General features: G+C 61.4%; 16 protein-coding genes. 6 read left to right on the top strand and 10 right to left on the bottom strand.

Annotated features, from left to right (window positions below):
* Positions 1 to 55 precede the first annotated feature (55 nt).
* Complete coding sequence (gene cmoA, locus V6607_RS05230; RefSeq protein ID WP_003210418.1) at positions 56 to 799, top strand: carboxy-S-adenosyl-L-methionine synthase CmoA; 744 nt, start codon at positions 56 to 58, stop codon at positions 797 to 799.
* Positions 796 to 1,752 carry a tRNA 5-methoxyuridine(34)/uridine 5-oxyacetic acid(34) synthase CmoB gene (gene cmoB, locus V6607_RS05225; protein WP_003210420.1) on the top strand — a complete coding sequence of 319 codons (957 nt, stop codon included), beginning with the start codon at positions 796 to 798 and terminating at the stop codon, positions 1,750 to 1,752. The genes cmoA and cmoB overlap by 4 nt, the downstream gene beginning before the upstream one ends.
* Before the next feature lie 138 nt (positions 1,753 to 1,890).
* Here the strand turns inward: cmoB and tadA are convergent, their stop codons facing one another.
* From tadA to lptF, 10 genes are all read right to left on the bottom strand, one after another.
* Entirely contained in the window at positions 1,891 to 2,382 is a 492-nt protein-coding gene (gene tadA / locus V6607_RS05220) for a tRNA adenosine(34) deaminase TadA (protein ID WP_003210422.1), read from the bottom strand.
* Positions 2,382 to 3,761: a multicopper oxidase family protein gene (locus tag V6607_RS05215; protein WP_087695164.1), complete on the bottom strand. Its 1,380-nt coding sequence runs from the start codon at positions 3,759 to 3,761 to the stop codon at positions 2,382 to 2,384. The genes tadA and V6607_RS05215 overlap by 1 nt, the downstream gene beginning before the upstream one ends.
* 218 nt (positions 3,762 to 3,979) lie before the next feature.
* Positions 3,980 to 4,723 (bottom strand): pyridoxine 5'-phosphate synthase, encoded by a 744-nt coding sequence (gene pdxJ / locus V6607_RS05210; RefSeq protein WP_003210427.1) that lies wholly within the window; start codon positions 4,721 to 4,723, stop codon positions 3,980 to 3,982.
* Positions 4,724 to 4,775: 52 nt separating this feature from the next.
* Positions 4,776 to 5,465 (bottom strand): DNA repair protein RecO, encoded by a 690-nt coding sequence (gene recO / locus V6607_RS05205; RefSeq protein WP_003210428.1) that lies wholly within the window; start codon positions 5,463 to 5,465, stop codon positions 4,776 to 4,778.
* Positions 5,466 to 5,629: 164 nt separating this feature from the next.
* Positions 5,630 to 6,532, bottom strand: a complete 903-nt coding sequence (gene era, locus V6607_RS05200) for a GTPase Era (protein ID WP_003210432.1) — start codon at positions 6,530 to 6,532, stop codon at positions 5,630 to 5,632.
* Positions 6,525 to 7,214 carry a ribonuclease III gene (gene rnc, locus V6607_RS05195; RefSeq protein WP_003210434.1) on the bottom strand — a complete coding sequence of 230 codons (690 nt, stop codon included), beginning with the start codon at positions 7,212 to 7,214 and terminating at the stop codon, positions 6,525 to 6,527. The genes era and rnc overlap by 8 nt, the downstream gene beginning before the upstream one ends.
* Positions 7,215 to 7,361: 147 nt before the next feature.
* Positions 7,362 to 8,216 (bottom strand): signal peptidase I, encoded by an 855-nt coding sequence (gene lepB / locus V6607_RS05190; RefSeq protein ID WP_003210437.1) that lies wholly within the window; start codon positions 8,214 to 8,216, stop codon positions 7,362 to 7,364.
* 5 nt (positions 8,217 to 8,221) lie between these two features.
* Positions 8,222 to 10,021 carry a translation elongation factor 4 gene (gene lepA / locus V6607_RS05185; protein WP_003210439.1) on the bottom strand — a complete coding sequence of 600 codons (1,800 nt, stop codon included), beginning with the start codon at positions 10,019 to 10,021 and terminating at the stop codon, positions 8,222 to 8,224.
* 152 nt (positions 10,022 to 10,173) lie between these two features.
* On the bottom strand, positions 10,174 to 11,253 hold the full coding sequence (gene lptG / locus V6607_RS05180) for an LPS export ABC transporter permease LptG (protein ID WP_003210440.1): 1,080 nt from the start codon (positions 11,251 to 11,253) through the stop codon (positions 10,174 to 10,176).
* Positions 11,246 to 12,364 carry an LPS export ABC transporter permease LptF gene (lptF, locus tag V6607_RS05175; protein ID WP_134325780.1) on the bottom strand — a complete coding sequence of 373 codons (1,119 nt, stop codon included), beginning with the start codon at positions 12,362 to 12,364 and terminating at the stop codon, positions 11,246 to 11,248. The genes lptG and lptF overlap by 8 nt, the downstream gene beginning before the upstream one ends.
* Positions 12,365 to 12,646: 282 nt before the next feature.
* Here lptF and V6607_RS05170 point away from each other — a divergent pair, with 282 nt between their 5' ends.
* The 4 genes from V6607_RS05170 to V6607_RS05155 all read left to right on the top strand — a co-directional run bounded on the left by V6607_RS05170 (position 12,647) and on the right by V6607_RS05155 (position 18,061).
* Positions 12,647 to 14,137: a leucyl aminopeptidase gene (locus V6607_RS05170; RefSeq protein WP_134325779.1), complete on the top strand. Its 1,491-nt coding sequence runs from the start codon at positions 12,647 to 12,649 to the stop codon at positions 14,135 to 14,137.
* Positions 14,138 to 14,188: 51 nt separating this feature from the next.
* Entirely contained in the window at positions 14,189 to 14,617 is a 429-nt protein-coding gene (locus V6607_RS05165) for a DNA polymerase III subunit chi (protein ID WP_008438516.1), read from the top strand.
* Positions 14,618 to 14,624: 7 nt separating this feature from the next.
* Positions 14,625 to 15,029, top strand: coding sequence for a hypothetical protein (locus V6607_RS05160; protein ID WP_008438517.1), 405 nt, complete (start codon positions 14,625 to 14,627; stop codon positions 15,027 to 15,029).
* Between the two features lie 185 nt (positions 15,030 to 15,214).
* Positions 15,215 to 18,061 carry a valine--tRNA ligase gene (locus V6607_RS05155; protein WP_134325778.1) on the top strand — a complete coding sequence of 949 codons (2,847 nt, stop codon included), beginning with the start codon at positions 15,215 to 15,217 and terminating at the stop codon, positions 18,059 to 18,061.
* Positions 18,062 to 18,298 lie beyond the last annotated feature (237 nt).

The raw sequence follows: 18,298 nt of genomic DNA, 5'->3' as shown, positions 1-18,298 counted from the left end.
AAGCCAGCTCCTACGCTAAAATGCCCGGCTTTCCCCCTTCGTCGCCGGAACAGCCGTGAGCAAAGAACCCGATCGCCTATTCGCCCAGCCCCTGCCCCAGGTGCCGGACTTCGCCTTCAACGAAGACGTGGTGCGGGTTTTCCCGGACATGATCAAGCGCTCGGTGCCCGGCTACCCGACCATCGTCGAAAACCTCGGCGTGCTCGCGGCGCAATTTGCCCAGCCCAATAGCGTGCTCTACGACCTCGGTTCATCCCTCGGCGCGGTGACCCAGGCCCTGCGCCGTCACGTGCGCACCGACGGTTGCCGGGTAATCGCGGTGGATAACTCGGCGGCGATGGTCGAGCGTTGCCGCGAATACCTCAACGGCCAGGACTCGATGTTCCAGGAGTTGCTGCCGGTGGAGGTGATCGAGGGCGATATCCTTGCCCTGCAATTCCAGCCGGCTTCGGTGGTGGCGCTGAACTTCACCCTGCAATTTATCGCCCCCGAACAACGCCAGGCGTTGCTCTCGCGCATTCGCCAATCGCTGCTGCCGGGCGGAGCGCTGATCCTTTCGGAAAAGCTGCGCTTCAATGACCCGGAAGAACATGCGCTGCTCACCGATTTGCACATCGCCTTCAAGCGTGCCAACGGCTACAGCGAACTGGAAATCGCCCAGAAGCGCAGCGCCATCGAAAACGTCATGAAGCCCGACAGCCTCGAAGAACACCGCGAACGCCTGCTGGCGGCCGGGTTCTCGAAAGTCGTGCCGTGGTTCCAGTGTCTTAACTTTGCCTCGTTGATTGCCTTGCCATGATTGATCTGTCTCCCCTCGCCCGCCACCTGGTCGGCACTCCCCTGGCCGTCTGGGCCCAGGGCCTGCAAGCGCAACTCGATGCGAAGATGGAAAAAGGCCATGGCGACCTGGAACGCTGGCAGAGCGCGCTGGATGCGCTGCCGAAGATCATGCCCAGTGAAATCGACCTGCTGAACGGCCTGGTGCTGGATACCGATTGCGACGACGACACCCGTGCGCAAATGCGTACTGCGCTGATGGGCCTTTGCCCGTGGCGCAAGGGGCCGTTCGATCTGTTCGGCGTGCACGTGGACACCGAATGGCGCTCGGACTGGAAGTGGTCACGGGTCGCGCCGCACCTGGACCTCAAGGGCAAACGCATCCTCGATGTGGGTTGCGGCAACGGCTATTACATGTGGCGCATGCTCGGCGCCGGCGCCGACAGTGTGATTGGCGTCGACCCGAACTGGTTGTTCTTCTGCCAGTTCCAGGCGGTGCAGCGTTATCTGCCGACGCCCAAGGCCTGGCACCTGCCGTTCCCGTTTGAAGACCTGCCGTCGAACATGGAAGGCTTCGACACGGTATTTTCCATGGGTGTGTTCTACCATCGCCGCTCGCCCATCGAGCATTTGCTGGCGCTGAAGGATTGCCTGGTCAAGGGTGGGGAGCTGGTGCTGGAGACGCTGGTGGTTGAAGGCGATCAGCAGCAAGTGCTGGTGCCGGAAGACCGCTACGCGCAGATGCGCAACGTTTGGTTCCTGCCGTCGGTGCCGGCGCTGATGCTGTGGCTGCGGCGTGCGGGCTTCAGTGAGGTGCGCTGTGTGGATGTGAGCGTGACCACGGTCGAGGAACAGCGCGGCACGGAGTGGATGAAGTATCAGTCCCTCAGCGACTTCCTGGACCCTGAAGATCACAGCAAGACCATCGAAGGGCTGCCGGCGCCGATGCGGGCGGTGATTGTCGCGAAGAAATAAGACTGCTGTTGTGTTGAAGAAATAAGACTGCTGTTGTGGCGAGGGAGCTTGCTCCCGCTGGAGTGCGCAGCGCTCCCCAGATTTTGGGGCCGCTACGCAGCCCAGCGGGAGCAAGCTCCCTCGCCACAGGGCGTCGTGTCAGCCTTTGGCTCTTCGCGCCTTGAAGAACTCGCTCAACACCGTCCCGCACTCCTCGGCCAACACCCCGCCTTCATACAGCACCCGATGGTTGAGAAAGCCCTGGGTAAAAAACTGCCCCTGGCTTTGTACGATCCCGGCTTTGGGCTCCAGCGCGCCGTACACCACCCGGGCAATCCGTGAATGCACGATCAGCCCGGCGCACATGCTGCACGGCTCCAGCGTGACGTAGAGCGTGCTGCCCGGCAGCCGGTAATTGCTGACGGCCTGAGCAGCGGCCCGAATCGCGACCATCTCGGCATGCGCACTGGGGTCGTTGCCGCTGATGGGGCAGTTGAAGCCGCGCCCGATCACTTCGCCATCCTGCACCAGCACCGCGCCCACCGGCACTTCGCCCAGCGCGGCACCCTGGGCAGCCAGGGCCAGCGCTTCACGCATGAAGTCCTGGTCGCGGCTGCGGTCGATAATCGCCGTGGGGCGAAACTGGCGCATCACGCCACCTCGATGGCGGCCATCAGGCCGGTTTCCATGTGGTCGATCACATGGCAGTGGAACATCCAGACACCCGGGTTATCCGCCACCAGCGCCACGCGGGCACGCTCGTTCTTGCCCAGCAGGTAGGTGTCGGTGAAGTACGGAATCACCTTGTGGCGGTTCGAGGCGATGACCTTGAAACTCATGCCGTGCAGGTGGATCGGGTGTTGGTACTGGGTCATGTTCTTCAATTCGAAAATGTAGCTCTTGCCCTTTGCAAGCTTGGCAATCGGGCGGTCGGCGCAGGTCTTGTCGGTGATGTCCCAGGCCTGGCCGTTGATCTGCCACAGGCTCGGTGGCTTATTGTCCACGTTCACCGAGACCGATCCAACCCATTCGAAATTGAAGTTGAGTTTCTCGGCATTGGCCAGGTCCGGCTCGGCAATCGGGTTCGCCGGCAACGCAGGCGGCCATTCGGTCGCCGTGTCGGTGCTGGCCACCGAGCGGAAGGTGCCCAGGCGTACCGGGCCGTTGCGGATCGACAATTCTTCACCGGCGGGCGGCGCCTTGATCGCCAGGCAGATGCGCATGCCAGGGCCGAGCCAGTATTCCTTGCCCAGCGGGCGCGGTTCGATGGGGTTGCCGTCCAGGGCATAGATCTGCGCTTCAACGTCGGGGATGTTGATGCGATAGGTCAGGGTGTTATCGAGGTTGAGCAGGCGCACACGGGTGATCTGCCCGGCCGGCAAATCAATCACCGCCTGGGACACGCCATTGATGGTCGACAGGCGTCCGGCGGTGCCGCCCCGGGCCGCTTCGCGGGGAATGCTGAAGGCGACAAAAGCGCCCTCTTCGTCCACGTGCCAGCTTTTCAGGCTCAGGGTGCGTTCGTGCTTGAAACCGGTGGGTTCGCGCTCCTCGATGATCAGCGGGCCCACCAGGCCACGGCCCAGTTCTTCGCTGCTGTTCACGTGGGGGTGATACCAATAGCTGCCGGCATCGGGCACGCGGAATTTGTAGTCGAAGTATTCGCCCGGCAGTACCGGCAATTGCGAGACATACGGCACGCCGTCCATTTCCAGCGGCAGGCGAATGCCATGCCAGTGGATGGTAGTGGCGACCGGCAGGTGGTTGATAAAGCGTACCCGCAGCCATTCACCCTGGCGCACTCGCAACTCGGTGCCCGGCGCCGAAGGGCCGAAGGCCCAGGCCTGGGTCTTGTGCCCCGGCACCAGCTCCACGTCCAGCGGCGCGGCGATCAGCTCGTAATCGTGCCCCGCCTCGGCCTCGGCCACCTTCCCGAGCCAGTAGCGATAGGCGCCACCGGCACCGACGCCCACCACCGCGAGACCGGCAAGACCACCCAGGATTTGTCGACGGGAAAACGATTGGGACACAACAACCTCACGTATCTGCCGCGGGTCCGAGACCCGCAAAGGGCAGATACCATACACCGGCATCACCTAAACAGTAAGGGTTCGCATTGCCACATGTGGGAGCGGGCTTGTGTGGGAGCGGGCTTGCTCGCGAAAGCGGCGTGTCAGACGATGCATGAGTAACAGACCCACCGCCTTCGCGAGCAAGCCCGCTCCCACATTGGATCTTCAGCGCTCTTTTAATGTTTGGCGGCGGCCAGAATCAAGGCCTTCATCTCGGCGACGGCGCCTTTGAAGCCGACGAACAGCGCGTGCGCCACCAGCGCATGGCCGATGTTCAGCTCGTTGATGCCCTTGATCGCAGCCACGGCTTCGACGTTATGGTAGTGCAGGCCGTGGCCGGCGTTGACGATCAGGCCTTCGCCCAGGCCGCAGTTGACGCCGTCGATGATGCGCTGTAATTCGTCGGCAACTTCGGTCGGCGTGGTCGCGTCGGCATAACGGCCGGTGTGCAGTTCGATGGCCGGGGCACCGACACGGCGCGAAGCTTCGATCTGGCGCTCGTCGGCATCAATGAACAGCGAGACTTCACTGCCGATCTTCGACAGGCGCTCCACGGCGGCCTTGATCCGCGCTTCCTGGCCAGCCACATCGAGGCCGCCTTCGGTGGTCAGTTCCTGGCGGGTTTCCGGCACCAGGCAGATATGCGCCGGGCGGATGCGCTCGGCGAACGCCATCATTTCCTCGGTGACGCCCATTTCGAAGTTCATGCGGGTTTGCAGCACGTCCTTGAGCAGCAGCACGTCGCGCTCCTGGATGTGGCGCCGGTCTTCGCGCAGGTGCACGGTGATGCCGTCGGCGCCCGCTTCTTCGGCGTCCAGCGCGGCCTTGACCGGGTCCGGGTAACGGGTGCCCCGGGCCTGGCGCAGGGTGGCTACGTGGTCGATGTTCACGCCGAGAAGAATGCGATTGCTGGTGGTCACGAAAAGCGCTCCTGAAGAGGGAAGGAATCGCTGCACAGCATACACGGGGATGTCAGGGCTTTCGAAACAACTCGCGGCTGACCAGTGGCCGACCGCCCAGATGCACGGCCAGGGCTTGGCGCATCAGGCGCTTGGCGGCGGACAGGGCGCCGGGGGCGGTCCAGTCGGCTTCACTCATGGCGAGCAATTCGGTGCCCTGGAACAAGCCGGGTTGCAGCAGGTAGACCCGCTCCAGGCCTGCGTCCACTTGCAGGCGATACATGCCGTCGGCGGCGATGGGCTCGCCGTGCAGGTCGTTGCTCAGTTCGAAGCCGTAGCCCAAGTCATCCAGCAGGCGCCATTCGAATGCGCGCAGCAGCGGCTCCAGGGGACGGCCTTCGGCGAGGGCGAGCAAGGTGGCGGCGTAGTGATCGAAGACGCCGGGGTGCGGGTCTTCGGCGGGGAGCAGGCGGATCAGCAATTCGTTGAGGTAAAGGCCGCTGAACAGCGCCTCACCGTTGAGCCAGTTGGAGGCGCCGGCAGCTTCCATGCGGCCGACGTTCTTCAGCTCGCCGCGTCCACGAAACTCCACTTCCAGGGCCACGAAGGGCCGCGCCAGGGTGCCGGCCTTGCCGCGCGCACTGCGCAAGACCGCGCGCAGGCGGCCTTGGGGCGTGAGGAAATCCACCAGGGCGCTGGTCTCGCGGTAGGCGCGGCTGTGCAAGACGTAGGCGGGTTGGCCGGTGGGTGGGGTTTGAGACATGGGGTTCTCGCTGCGGGAACACGGTCTGGAAAACAACGACTATCCAATGTGGGAGCGGGCTTGCTCGCGAATGCAGGGTGTCAGTCAACAGAGCTGGTGACTGACACCCTGCATTTGCGAGCAAGCCCGCTCCCACATTTGTCCTGCGGTGTTCCGGAGACCTGTTACAGGTCGCCGTAACCCAACGAACGCAACGCACGCTCATCATCGGACCAACCACCCTTAACCTTCACCCACAGGTTGAGCATGATCTTGGAATCAAACAGCAATTCCATGTCCTTGCGCGCTTCGGTGCCGATGCGCTTGATGCGCTCGCCCTTGTCGCCAATGATGATTTTCTTCTGGCCGTCACGCTCGACGAGGATCAACGCGTGGATATGCAGGGTCTTGCCCTGCTGCTTGAACTCTTCGATTTCGACGGTGATCTGGTACGGCAGCTCGGCACCCATCTGGCGCATGATTTTCTCGCGTACCAGTTCGGCGGCGAGGAAACGGCTGCTGCGATCGGTGATCTGGTCTTCCGGGAAGAAGTGTTCGTTCTCCGGCAGGTAGCCAGCAATCACACGTTCCAGGGCTTCAAGGTTGTGCCCGTGCTGAGCCGAGATCGGCATGATCTGGGCGTTCGGCAGTTGTTCCTGCAGCCAGCTCAGGTGCGGCATCAGCTCGGCCTTGTCTTCGATGCGGTCAGTCTTGTTCAACGCGACGATCAACGGGCCGGTGACGTACTGCACGCGCTCCAGAACCATCTGGTCTTCGTCGGTCCACTTGGTACGGTCGACCACGAAGATCACCACGTCGACGTCTTTCAACGCGGCCGAAGCGGTTTTGTTCATGTAGCGGTTGAGGGCCTTTTCGCCGCCTTTGTGCATGCCCGGGGTATCAACGTAGACAGCCTGTACGGCGCCTTCGGTCTTGATGCCCAGCATGTTGTGGCGGGTGGTCTGGGGCTTGCGCGAGGTGATCGCCAGCTTCTGTCCCAGGATGTGGTTCAGCAACGTGGACTTGCCCACGTTCGGACGGCCGACGATGGCAACATAGCCACAGCGAGTTGCGGTTGAATCAGTCATGGCCATTCTCCACGCCCAGGGCAATCAGTGCTGCAGCGGCCGCTACCTGTTCGGCAATACGACGGCTCACACCCTGACCTCGGCTTTTTTCATTCAGTAAGGTGATTTCGCATTCGACGAAGAACACTCGGCAATGCGGCTCACCCTGGATATCCACCACTTCGTAACGCGGCAGGTCGCAACCACGGGACTGCAGGAATTCCTGCAGGCGGGTCTTTGGATCTTTGTTGGTGTCTACCAGCGTCAGGCTTTCGATTTCGGTCGACAGCCAGGCGACGACGCGCTCCTTGGCCGCTTCCATGCCCGCGTCGAGGTAGATCGCGCCGATCAGTGCCTCAAGGGCGTCGGCCAGGATCGACTCGCGACGGAAACCGCCGCTCTTCAGCTCGCCGGAGCCCAGGCGCAGGTAATCACCCAGGTCGAAACCACGGGCCAGTACAGCCAGGGTCTCGCCTTTCACCAGGCGCGCACGCAAGCGCGACAACTGGCCTTCGCGGGCCAGCGGGAAGCGATTGAACAGGGCTTCGCCGGCGACGAAATTGAGGATGGCATCACCGAGGAATTCCAGGCGCTCGTTGTTACGCCCGGCAAAACTGCGGTGTGTGAGGGCAAGGATCATCAATTCCTGATCCTTGAAGGTGTAGCCGAGCTGGCGCTCGAGACGGCTTAGAGAAACGCTCACGGTTTACCCACATTCAGTTCGAGGCACCGGTGGCCTGCGACGATTAACGCTGTGTTCAAATTCAAATCCTGGTGGTTGCTGCATGGAGCCTGGTTTTGTCCAAGCCCCAGAAAAGCATTCGGCGCTGTGTTCACAGCGCCGCATGGATTACTTGATCAGCCCGACCCGCGAGAAGTTCGGCAGGTGGCTGAGCTTGGGTTCCGGCCAACTCATCCAGACCGCGAAGGCCTTGCCGACGATATTCTGGTCGGGGACCATGCCCAGCAGGTCCTTGGGAATATTCGGGTCATCCCAGTAGCGGCTGTCGTTGGAGTTGTCGCGGTTGTCGCCCATCATGAAGTAGTGCCCGGCAGGCACTGTCCACTGGTTGTCAGGCGGCGAACGGTAGCGGCTCATCTCCTTGCGGATTTCGTGCTCTACCGCCCCGAGTTTTTCCTGGTACAGCTCGGCGCTGCCCAGGGTGTTCGGCTCGGAGCCGATCAGTTTTTCTGCCACCGACTCGCCGTTGACGAACAGGCGCTTGTCGCTGGTGTAGCGAATCACGTCGCCCGGCAGGCCCACTACACGCTTGATGTAGTTGACGTTCGGGTCGCTTGGGTAGCGAAACACCATCACATCGCCGCGCTGCGGGTCACCGATCTCGATCACTTTCTTGTCGATCACCGGCAAGCGGATCCCGTAGGAAAACTTGTTCACCAGGATGAAGTCGCCCACGTCCAGGGTAGGTTTCATCGAGCCCGAAGGGATCTGAAACGGTTCCACCAGGAACGAACGCAGCACCAGCACGATGAACAACACCGGGAAGAACGACTTGCCGTATTCAACCAGCATCGGCTCTTTGTTCAGTTTCTCGATCACCGCCACATCGGGCTGGCTGACGCTGCCCTGATAGGACGCGATGGCTGCCCGGCGACGCGGGGCGAAGAACACCAGATCGAGCAACGCCAATAGACCGCAAACGGCAACGGCGATGACCAGCAACAGCGGGAAATTTAGTGACATAGGACCTAACTATCCAACCTGAGCACCGCAAGGAAGGCTTCTTGTGGAATTTCCACGTTACCCACTTGCTTCATGCGTTTTTTACCGGCCTTTTGCTTCTCGAGCAGCTTGCGCTTACGGCTGACGTCGCCGCCATAGCATTTGGCCAGTACGTTCTTTCTGAGTGCCTTGACGGAAGTCCGTGCAATGATCTGCCCGCCGATGGCGGCCTGGATCGCGACGTCGAACATCTGGCGCGGAATCAGTTCTTTCATCTTTTCGGTCAACTGGCGACCTTTGTAGTGCGCGTTGTCCTTGTGCACGATCAGCGCCAGGGCATCCACCTTGTCGCCGTTGATCAGTACATCCAGCTTCACCAGATTAGCTGATTGGTAACGGTCAAAATGGTAATCCAGCGAAGCATAGCCGCGGCTGGTGGATTTGAGACGGTCGAAGAAGTCCAGGACCACTTCGTTCATCGGCAAATCGTAGGTCACTTGCACCTGGGTACCGAGGAACAGCATGTCGTGCTGTACGCCACGCTTTTCGATACACAGGGTAATGACGTTGCCCAGATGCTCTTGTGGCACAAGAATATTGGCCCGCACGATCGGTTCGCGCATGTCTTCGATGGAAGACAGATCCGGAAGCTTGGACGGGTTGTCGACGTAAATCGTTTCACCGGTTTTCAGCGCCAGTTCAAAAATAACCGTCGGCGCGGTGGTGATCAGGTCCAGGTCGTATTCGCGCTCGAGGCGCTCCTGGATGATTTCCATGTGCAGCATGCCCAGGAACCCGCAGCGGAAGCCGAACCCGAGGGCGTCGGAGCTTTCCGGGGTGTACTGCAACGACGAGTCGTTGAGGGTCAGCTTCTGCAGGGCTTCGCGGAAGTCCTCGAAGTCATCGGAGCTGACCGGGAACAGGCCGGCGTAAACCTGCGGCTGGATGCGTTTGAAGCCCGGCAGCACGTCGACGTCAGGGGTGGAGCTCAAGGTCAGGGTGTCACCTACCGGTGCACCGTGGATGTCCTTGATACCGGCGATGATGAAGCCTACTTCGCCGGCTTTCAGATCAGTGGTAGCCGTGTGCTTCGGGTTGAATACACCGACGCTGTCCACCAGGTGGATCTTGCCGGTGGACTTGACCAGGATCTTGTCGCCCTTCTTCACACGGCCGTGGCGCACGCGTACCAGGGAAACAACGCCCAGGTAGTTGTCGAACCAGGAGTCGATGATCAACGCTTGCAGCGGATCTTCGTAGTTGCCGGTGGGGGCTGGAATGGTCTTGACCAGGCGCTCGAGCACTTCGTCGACGCCCAGGCCGGTCTTGGCGCTGCACTCGACGGCGTCGGTGGCGTCAATGCCGATGATCTTCTCGATCTCTTCCTTGACGCGGTCCGGATCGGCCTGAGGCAGGTCGATCTTGTTCAGCACCGGCATCACTTCCAGGCCTTGCTCGATGGCGGTGTAGCAGTTGGCCACGGACTGGGCTTCAACGCCCTGGCCCGCGTCCACTACCAGCAACGCACCTTCGCAGGCCGCCAGGGAACGGCTGACTTCATAGGTGAAGTCGACGTGGCCCGGGGTGTCGATGAAGTTGAGCTGGTACTTGATACCGTCTTTGGCGGTGTAGTACAGGGTTACGCTGTGGGCCTTGATGGTGATCCCGCGCTCGCGCTCGAGGTCCATGGAGTCCAGCACCTGGGCTTCCATTTCACGCTCGGCAAGGCCGCCGCACATCTGGATGAATCGATCGGCCAGCGTCGACTTGCCATGGTCAATGTGGGCGATGATGGAGAAATTGCGGATATGACTCAAATCACTCACGGATCAACACTCAAAAAGGCTGCAGGCAGACTGCCCGCTGAAAAATAGCCGGGAATTGTACCTGATGCGCAGACCAGACGTCATCCATGGCGACCAAGAACAAAAATGCCCCGGTCGTTCGAACGGGGCATTTTTTGTTCATAAGCGCGGGCTCAACCGGCCCGACGCAACAGCCAGAAGCCGGCCACGGCGCAGATGGCGGTCGGCACCAGCACCGCAAACAGCGGCGAGAAACCGAATACCAGGCTGGACGGCCCCAGCAGGTCCTGGGCGATACGGAAGGTGAAACCCACCAGTACGCCGGTAAACACGCGCTGGCCGAGGGTCACGGAACGCAACGGGCCAAAGATGAACGAGATCGCCATCAGCACCAGCGCAGCCGTCACCACCGGCTGCAACACCTTGACCCAAAACGCCAGCCAGTAACGGCCGTTGTTCAAGCCCTGGTCCTTGAGGTAATGGATATACCCCCACAGGCCGGAGATAGGCAGGCTTTCCGGGATCATCACCACGGTATTCAGCAATTCGGGCTTGAGGGAAATATCCCACTGCTCCGTCGGCACATTGATCACTTCGGTGGTCGATGCCGCACCCTTGCCGATATCACGGAAATAGGTGGTGGTCACATCGCTCAGTTGCCACTTTTCGTCGGCGTACTGTGCACGTTTGGCGAAGCTCGACGACAGCAGGTGACGTTCCTTGTCGAAGTGGTAGCGGGTGACACCCACCAGCAAGCCACCCGGCTGCACGGCGTTGATGTGGATAAACTCCTCACCCTGGCGGTGCCACAGGCCATGCTTGGAGCTCTGGGCATCGCCCGAACCCTGGGCCAGGGCACGATTGGCCTGGGCCGTGGACTCGGCTGGAGGCGCCACGTATTCACCGATCAGCACGCTGACCACCATCAGCAACAGCATGGGCTTCATGACCGCCCACACGATGCGACCGATGGAAACACCCGCCGCGCGCATGATGGTCAGCTCGCTGTTGCTGGCCAGGCTGCCCAGGCCGATCAGGCAGCCGATCAGCGCAGCCATCGGCATCATGTCGTACAGGCGACGGGGCGCCGTCAGCGCCACGTAGCTCAGGACGTCGGTGACGGTGTAGGTATCGCTGACGTTGCCGACTTCATCAATGAAGGCGAACAACGAGGCCAGCCCCAGAATAATGCCCAATACCGCAAGGATTGCGACCAGGACGCTGCTACCAATGTAGCGGTCGAGCTTAACCACGGGCCATCTCCTTCACGCTGCGACGACTCCGCATCTTCAACCGCATCGGTTCCCAATAAAGCAGCCCCAGGCCAATGGCCAGGAAGACCCCGTGGACCCACCACAACCCGAGGGCCGGCGGCAGTTTGCCCTTCTCCAGGGAGCCGCGGGCGGAAATCAGGATGGTCAGGTAAGCCATATAAAGCAGGATGGCCGGCAGCAGCTTGAGGAAGCGGCCCTGGCGCGGGTTGACCCGGGACAGCGGCACGGCCATCAAGGTCACGATGAACACCAGCAGCGGCAGGGAAATCCGCCATTGCAGCTCGGCGATCGAACGCAGTTCCTTGCTGCCGATCAGGTCTGGGGTCGGGATCGCGTCGCGGTCGGTGACCTCATCGCTGACATCCGGCCGGGCCAGCATCACGCCATAGGTGTCGTACTTGATTGCGCGGTAATCGGCCTGACCGGGGCTGCCGTCATAGCGATAGCCATCTTCCAGGATCAGGTAACGGCTGCCATCCGGGCGCACTTCCTGGCGCCCCTTGTCGGCCACCAGAATCGAAATACCACGGTCTTTCTGGTTCTGCCCGAGGTTTTTCTGGGAGATGAACACCCCTCCCAGGTTGGCACGGTCATCCGTCATTTGCTCGGTATAGGTCACCCGGGTGCCATCGTTGAGCGCTTGGAAGCGGCCCGGCTCCAGGGTGTCGAATTCGGTCATGGCGTCCTGTTTGTTCAGCACCAGCTGGAACTGCAGGGCACCCTGGGGTGCCAGGCTCAAGCTCAGCCAGGCCACCACCAGCGCGATACCGGTGGCCGGAACCATGGTCATGGCCAGCAAACGTTGCTGGCTCATGCCGGTGGCCGACAACACGGTCATTTCGCTTTCAAGGTACAAGCGGCCGTAGGCCAGCAGAATCCCGAGAAACAGGCCCAATGGCAGAATCAGCTGCAGGAAGCCCGGCAGGCGAAAGCCCATGATCAGGAACAGCGAACCCGGATCCAGGGCACCCGAGGCAGCCTGGGCGAGGTATTTGACGAAGCGACCACTCATGATGATGACCAGCAATACCGCACTTACGGCACTCAGGGTCAACAGGACTTCGCGGGACAGATAACGGAAGACGATCAAACCAGACACTCCAGGGTTGTCAGGCTAAGGCGGCCAAACAAGCAAGCATATCGAGTCGACCCATTGCTGCAGGCCGGCTAAAAAGATGGCGCATTATCCTGTGATTGACCGCACCTGTCACGGAGCTTGCTCATACGCGTGCACAAAGCTGCCCGCAAGGGTTGTCAGGCTCGGGCGGCGAGGTTCAAACTGCGGCCTTTGTCGCGGGCGGCCTACAGGCTGCCAAGCTTACAAGCCGGAGTACAGACTCCTGGCTCACTGACCTTTATAAGGGACCCGAAAATGGAACTGGTTGTAAAAAGCGTTAGCCCCGAAACGTTGAAAACCGCCACCCTCGTGGTCGCTGTCGGCGAAGGCCGCAAGCTGGGCGTTGCCGCCAAGCAACTGGACGAACTGAGCGGCGGCGCCATCAGCGCAGTCCTCAAGCGCGGTGACCTGGCCGGCAAGGTTGGCCAAAGCCTGCTGCTGCAAAGCCTGCCTAACCTTAAAGCCGACCGTGTATTGCTGGTGGGCGTTGGTAAAGACGCCGAACTGGGCGACCGTCCGTTCCGCAAGATCATCGCCGGCATCCTCAACACCCTCAAGGGCCTGGGCGGCATCGACGCGGCCCTGGCGCTGGACGAAGTCGTGGTCAAGGGCCGCGACAGCTACGGCAAGACCCGCCTGCTGGCCGAAAGCCTGCTGGACGGCGGCTACGTCTTCGACCAGTTCAAGAGCACCAAGGCCGAACCCCGCGCCCTGAAGAAAGTCACCCTGCTGACCATCAAGGCGGCCCAGGCTGAAGTCGAACGCGCCGTGACCCACGCCCAGGCCATCGCCGGCGGCATGGCGTTCACCCGTGACCTGGGCAACCTGCCACCGAACATCTGCCACCCAACCTACCTGGGCGAGCAAGCCAAGGCGCTGGGCAAGGAATTCAAGGGCCTGAAAGTCGAAGTCCTGGATGAGAAGAAGATCAAGGAACTGGGCATGGGCTCGTTCTATGCCGTGGGCCAGGGCAGCGACCAGCCGCCACGCCTGATCGTGATGCAATACAACGGCGGCAAGAAGTCCGAGAAGCCATTTGCCCTGGTCGGTAAAGGCATCACCTTCGACACCGGCGGCATCAGCCTCAAGCCGGGCCTGGGCATGGACGAGATGAAGTACGACATGGGCGGCGCCGCCAGCGTGTTCGGCACCCTGCGTGCCGTGCTGGAACTCAAGCTGCCGATCAACCTGGTGTGCATCCTGGCCTGCGCCGAGAACATGCCGAGCGGCGGCGCGACCCGTCCGGGCGATATCGTCACCACCCTCAGCGGCCAGACCGTGGAAATCCTCAACACCGACGCCGAAGGCCGCCTGGTGCTGTGCGACGCCCTGACCTACGCCGAGCGCTTCAAGCCGCAAGCCGTGATCGACATCGCCACCCTGACCGGTGCCTGCGTGGTTGCCCTGGGCGCCCACACGTCGGGCCTGCTGGGCAACAGCGACGAACTGATCGGCCAACTGCTCAGCGCCGGCCAGGCTGCAGACGATCGCGCCTGGCAACTGCCGCTGTTCGATGAGTACCAGGAACAGCTGGACAGCCCGTTCGCCGACATCGCCAACATTGGCGGCCCGAAAGCCGGCACCATCACTGCGGCGTGCTTCCTGTCGCGTTTCGCCAAGAACTTCAACTGGGCCCACCTGGACATCGCCGGCACCGCCTGGACCAGCGGCGGCAAGGACAAGGGCGCCACTGGCCGTCCGGTTCCATTGCTGACCCAGTACCTGCTGGACCGCGCCAAAGCCTGAAAATGAAGATCCCCGGGCGCCTGTAAAGCCGCCCGGGGCTCAGGAACCGCAATGACCCAAGTCGACTTCTATATATTGCCCAGCGCCGATCCTTCCGCGCGCCTGGACTTTGCCTGCAAGCTCACCGAAAAAGCCTGGCGCATGGGCCACCGTATCTACCTGCATTGCAGCAATGCCGCCCAGCGTGACGACCTCGACGCCCGCCTGTGGCGCTTCAAGGGCGAAAGCTTCGTGCCCCACGGTCCCGCCGAATCAGAACCGGAAGGCCTGGTAGTACTGGGTTTGGGCGACAGCTGCGGCGATCACACAGACCTGCTGGTCAACCTTGACCTGAAAGTACCGGCCTTCGCCAAGGGTTTCGCCCGCGTGGCGGAAGTGGTGGTGGAAGACCCGGCTATTCGTCAGGCCGCGCGGGAGAGTTTCCGTTTCTACCGCGAACAGGGCTATTCTCTGCAAGATCACCGGCTACAACGACTTTGAGCACACGATGGACACTCCAAACCCGCTAAAAGACCCTGACCACCTGCTGGACGACCTCGAGTCGATCCGCAAGCTGCTCGGTGATGATGACCTGCAACCGCCATTGCTGACCGATGCGGTCAACGGTGACGTACAAATTCCCCTGCTGTTCGATATGGTGGGTGGCAAGCCGGTTACGCCGGAACCTGTCGAAACGCCCGTGGCACAAGCTGCGCCGGCTGCGGCTGTTGCCGTACCTGCCGCCGAAAAAGCCCCCGACGCCCTGCTGCTGCACCTGGACAACGAACTGCGCGCCGCCGCGCAACTGATCATGCAAGACGTGATCGACGATTTTGCCCCGCATATCGAAACCGAGATCAAGCGCCGGCTGGATGCGCGCATGGAGCGGTTGTTGAGCCAGTACCAGAACTAAGGCTGACACATATCCCCTGTGGGAGCGGGCTTGCTCGCGAAGGGCGTGAACGATAACGCGTACATCCTGAATGAACGCGCCGCCCTCAGGTTTTTCGCGAGCAAGCTCGCTCCTACCCCTCTCCCCTATCCCCCGTTATACTTGTCGGCTTTCCTGAATTAATGCCAACTAGGGTCCCGCCGCGCATGGATAAGACCTACCAGCCGCACGCTATTGAAACTTCCTGGTACCAGACCTGGGAGTCCGAGAATTATTTCGCTCCGCAAGGCGCGGGCGATGCCTACACCATCATGATTCCGCCACCGAACGTCACTGGCAGCCTGCACATGGGCCATGGCTTCAACAATGCGATCATGGATGCCCTGATTCGTTTCCGCCGCATGCAGGGTCGCAATACCCTATGGCAACCAGGTACAGACCACGCCGGTATCGCCACCCAGATGCTGGTGGAACGCCAACTGGAAGCCACCGGCCAGAACCGTCACGACCTGGGCCGCGAGAAATTCCTCGAGAAAATCTGGGAATGGAAGGATCAGTCCGGCGGCAATATCAGCCGTCAGATCCGTCGCCTGGGCTCGTCCGTCGACTGGAGCCGCGAGCGCTTCACCATGGACGACGGCCTGTCGGAAGCCGTGAAGGAAGCCTTCGTGCGCCTGCATGAAGACGGCCTGATCTACCGCGGCAAGCGCCTGGTCAACTGGGACACCAAGCTGCACACGGCGATTTCCGACCTTGAAGTGGAAAACCACGACGAGAAAGGTTTCCTGTGGAACCTCAAGTACCCGTTGGCTGACGGCGCCAAGACCGCCGAAGGCAATGATTACCTGATCGTCGCCACCACCCGTCCGGAAACCATGCTTGGCGACGCCGCCGTCGCGGTCAACCCGAACGACGAACGCTACCAGGCGCTGATCGGCAAGTTCGTCGAGCTGCCGCTGGTTGGCCGTCGCATCCCGATTATCGCGGATGACTACTGCGACCCTGAATTCGGCACCGGCTGCGTGAAAATCACCCCGGCTCACGATTTCAACGACTACGAAGTCGGCAAGCGCCACAACCTGCCGCTGCTGAACATCTTCGATAAAAACGCCGCCGTTCTGCCGGCCTGCCAGGTGTTCAACCTCGACGGCACGCTGAACGAGAGCATCGACGGCAAGATCCCGGCTGAATACGCGGGCCTCGACCGTTTTGAAGCGCGCAAGCAGATCGTTGCCGCCTTCGACGCCGCCGGCCTGCTGGTGAGCGTTGACGACCACGGCCTGAAAGTGCCGAAGGGCGACCGCTCCGGCACCATCATCGAGCCCTGGCTGACCGACCAGTGGTACGTGTCCACCAAGCCTTTGGCTGAGCCGGCGATCGCTGCCGTGGAAGACGGCCGCATCGCGTTCGTGCCGAAACAGTACGAAAACATGTACTTCTCGTGGATGCGTGACATCCAGGATTGGTGCATCAGCCGCCAGCTGTGGTGGGGCCACCGGATTCCGGCCTGGTACGACGAGTCGGGCAAGGTCTATGTGGGCCGCGACGAAGCCGAAGTACGTGCCAAGCACAACCTTGGCGCGGACGTGACGCTGCAACAGGACAACGACGTACTGGACACCTGGTTCAGCTCGGGCCTGTGGACGTTCTCCACCCTCGGCTGGCCGCAACAGACCGAGTTCCTGAAGAAATTCCACTCCACCGACGTGCTGGTCACCGGCTTCGACATCATTTTCTTCTGGGTTGCCCGGATGATCATGCTCACCATGCACTTGGTGAAGAACGAAGACGGCACCCCGCAGGTACCGTTCAAGACCGTGTACGTGCACGGCCTGGTGCGTGATGGCCAGGGCCAGAAGATGTCCAAGTCCAAGGGCAACGTCCTGGACCCGCTGGACATCATCGACGGCATCGACCTGGAAACCCTGGTGCAGAAACGCACCTCGGGCCTGATGCAGCCGAAACTGGCGAAGAAGATCGAGAAGCAGACCCGCGACGAGTTCGCCGATGGCATCGCCAGCTACGGCACCGACGCCCTGCGCTTTACCTTCTGCTCGCTGGCGTCCACCGGTCGCGACATCAAGTTCGACATGGGCCGCGTCGAAGGCTATCGCAACTTCTGCAACAAGATCTGGAATGCCGCGCGCTACGTACTGGATAAAGGCGAAGACTGCGGCCAGAACGGCGAGGCCATCGAGCTGTCCCTGGCAGACCGCTGGATCATCTCCCAGCTGCAGCGCACCGAAGCCGAAGTGACCCGTCAACTCGACCAGTTCCGCTTCGACCTGGCGGCGCAGGCCCTGTACGAGTTCATCTGGAACCAGTATTGCGACTGGTACCTGGAACTGTCCAAGCCCGTGCTGTGGGACGAGAACTCGCCGATCGAACGTCAGCGCGGCACCCGTCAAACCCTGGTGCGCGTACTGGAAGTGGCGTTGCGCCTGGCGCATCCGTTCATGCCCTTCATCACCGAAGAAATCTGGCAGCGCATCGCGCCGCTGGCCGGCAAAGACGGCAAGACCATCATGCTGCAACCTTGGCCGGTGGCCAACGAAGCCCGCATTGATGAGGCGGCCGAAAGCGATATCGAGTGGCTCAAGACCCTGATGATGGGTACGCGCAACATCCGCGCCGAGATGAATATCGGTCCGGGCAAGCCACTGGCCGTGTTCGTGAAGAACGCCAGCAGCGAAGACCTGCGTCGCCTCACCGAGAACGACGCGCTGCTCAAGAAGCTGGCGAAACTGGAGTCGATCACTGTATTGGCACCGGGCGAAGAAGCACCGCTGTCCGCCACCGCACTGGTGGGCGAGATGGAAGTGCTGGTGCCGATGGCCGGCCTGATCGACAAGGCTGCCGAACTGGCGCGCCTGGACAAGGAAATCCTGCGCCTGCAAGGCGAAGTGCAGCGGGTGGGCGGCAAGCTGTCCAACGCGGCGTTCGTCGACAAGGCTCCGGCTGAAGTGATCGAGAAAGAACGCGCCAAACTGGCTGAAGCTGAACAGGCTTTGGGCAAGCTGGCGGAGCAACACGCACGGATTTCCAGCCTGTAAGAGGCTGCCCGTGCGGAAAAAGAGACCTTCGGGTCTCTTTTTTTTGCTTGGAAAAACACCGCTATTTCTCTTTGGAAACCCGACCAATGTGGGAGCTGGCTTGCCTGCGATGGCATCGCCTCGGTCTGGCAGATACACCGAGTCACCTGCGTCGCAGGCAAGCCAGCTCCCACATTTGACCGAGTTCGACCAAGGAATGTGTGACAATACCCGCCACTTTTGAAACAAACGCAGAAT

It is taken from the genome of Pseudomonas sp. KK18, assembly GCF_037094675.1.
In the GTDB taxonomy this organism is placed as follows: Bacteria; Pseudomonadota; Gammaproteobacteria; order Pseudomonadales; family Pseudomonadaceae; genus Aquipseudomonas.
This window is presented reverse-complemented; position numbering and strand designations above follow the sequence as displayed.

Excerpts from the sequence above, each read along its gene's own strand:
- V6607_RS05160 (WP_008438517.1), top strand. The coding sequence starts at position 14,625 with ATGGACACTCCAAACCCGCTAAAAGACCCTGACCACCTGCTGGACGAC.
- V6607_RS05155 (WP_134325778.1), top strand. The coding sequence starts at position 15,215 with ATGGATAAGACCTACCAGCCGCACGCTATTGAAACTTCCTGGTACCAG.
- recO (WP_003210428.1), bottom strand. The coding sequence starts at position 5,465 with ATGTCTCAAACCCCACCCACCGGCCAACCCGCCTACGTCTTGCACAGC.
- V6607_RS05165 (WP_008438516.1), top strand. The coding sequence starts at position 14,189 with ATGACCCAAGTCGACTTCTATATATTGCCCAGCGCCGATCCTTCCGCG.
- tadA (WP_003210422.1), bottom strand. The coding sequence starts at position 2,382 with ATGCGCCAGTTTCGCCCCACGGCGATTATCGACCGCAGCCGCGACCAG.
- cmoB (WP_003210420.1), top strand. The coding sequence starts at position 796 with ATGATTGATCTGTCTCCCCTCGCCCGCCACCTGGTCGGCACTCCCCTG.
- era (WP_003210432.1), bottom strand. The coding sequence starts at position 6,532 with ATGACTGATTCAACCGCAACTCGCTGTGGCTATGTTGCCATCGTCGGC.
- V6607_RS05170 (WP_134325779.1), top strand. The coding sequence starts at position 12,647 with ATGGAACTGGTTGTAAAAAGCGTTAGCCCCGAAACGTTGAAAACCGCC.
- lepB (WP_003210437.1), bottom strand. The coding sequence starts at position 8,216 with ATGTCACTAAATTTCCCGCTGTTGCTGGTCATCGCCGTTGCCGTTTGC.